Annotated in this window: 2 protein-coding genes; both read left to right on the forward strand. The window is 31.6% G+C overall.

Annotated elements, in window-relative coordinates; genetic code table 11:
• Positions 1-249: 249 nt before the first annotated feature.
• A complete protein-coding gene (locus tag AC220I_RS22300) occupies positions 250-414 on the forward strand; it encodes a rubredoxin (RefSeq protein ID WP_486726069.1) in 165 nt (54 codons plus the stop codon).
• Positions 415-416: 2 nt separating this feature from the next.
• Positions 417-1,631: diguanylate cyclase (locus AC220I_RS22305; RefSeq protein ID WP_486726070.1), on the forward strand; the 1,215-nt coding region annotated here is incomplete at its 3' end.

A 1,631-nucleotide genomic window follows, 5' to 3' on the forward strand; every position in this document is an offset into this window, starting at 1 on the left:
TGGTTTGCCCTTTGTCGCCTGTTTTTGTGTAAATTTTCATATTATTTCAACCCATAAATTTCTTTATGGCCTCCTTTCATTTTGTTGCGTATCCTATAAATACCCTAAAGCGCCTTTATTAATACCATGAAATGTAAAAAAAATATGAATCTTAAAAACGCATAAAAAAATACGTTTGATGGTATAATAATGCTATAGGCTTAGTGATGGATAATAAGATTGAAAAGAATAAATTTAAAGGAGGCAAACATGCAAAAGTTTAGATGCACAGTATGCAGTTATGTTTATAAACCTGAAAAAGGTGATTGGATGAGGGATATACCTAAGGGAACAGCCTTTGAAGATCTGCCAGATGATTACCGCTGTCCAACATGTGGTCAACCTAAAATGGCCTTTGTTCCTGTGGAAGAATAATTATGAAGAATAAAATTATAAATAAATATGAGATGAGATCAATTTTTAAAAGACTGTATATTATTAGTTTAATTATGATTGGATTTATCGTTTTATTGAGTTCTATTTTTGTTGTTGAAAAAATAAAAGAGCAACAATATTTGGGACAATTAATCAACGATTCTGGTAAGCAGAGAATGTTAAGCCAAAGGATAATTAAGAGTTCATATGGTCTTGAACTTTCAAAATCTGAAACTCAAACATCGAGATACTATAAAGAAATTCAGCTTTCAGCAAAACTTATAAGAACTACTCAAGAAAAGCTGAATGGAAATGAATTAGTAATATCTTTTAAGGGCAACAATACACACTCATTATTAGAGTTAATGAATCCCTATTTTGAAGAAATGATGCAATATACAGATCGAGTTTTAAGTAAAAATGAAAAACTATCTCTTACAGATGCTAATATGTTAGAGTTAAGTAGTGAATATTATTTGAAATATATGGATGAACTTGTAAATCGAATGTCAATTTATTCAACAGAACAAAGTAATAGTATTTCAAGACTTATTTTCTTCTTACTAGGGATTATTTTTTTCCTATTGATAGGCATATATTATTTTGTCTTTAAACCCGTGGAACAAAGAATTGCATCAGCTATTGAAGAGACTAAAAATATGTTTGATATTGCACCTACAGCCATTATTATTATGGATCCCAAAGATTTCTCCATTCAAGAAATCAATGATGCCGGTGAAGCCCTCTTGCAAATTAATTATGAAGAAGCCTTGCGTATGAATCTACAAGATTTTATCTCTGATGAGACTAGTAAGCAAATACAGCATTTTTCAGAAAAGGAATATGAACGTATTCTAAAAGGTACTGAAGTAAACATTAAAGATTTAAAACGAAATGAAATTGTATGCTTGATGTCAATTGGCAAGTTTAATTTTGGCGGTAAGGAGCATTTACTGATTGGTCTTGCTGACATCACAAGTCAAAAGGAAACAGAAGAAGTTTTTGAAAAATTGGCGACAATTGATGAAATGACAGGGCTCTATAATCGAAGAACTGGCCTCGCCATGATTGGCAAAGAATTTGAAAAGGCAAAGCGACACATCTATGATGTCACCATTTGCTTTATTGACATGGATGGTCTAAAACATGTTAATGATACATTTGGCCATTCAGAGGGGGATTGGTATATACGTGCCATAACAACTGTGATCAAGGAA

The organism is Fusibacter sp. (genome assembly GCF_057447755.1).

Excerpts from the sequence above, each read along its gene's own strand:
- AC220I_RS22300 (WP_486726069.1), top strand. The coding sequence starts at position 250 with ATGCAAAAGTTTAGATGCACAGTATGCAGTTATGTTTATAAACCTGAA.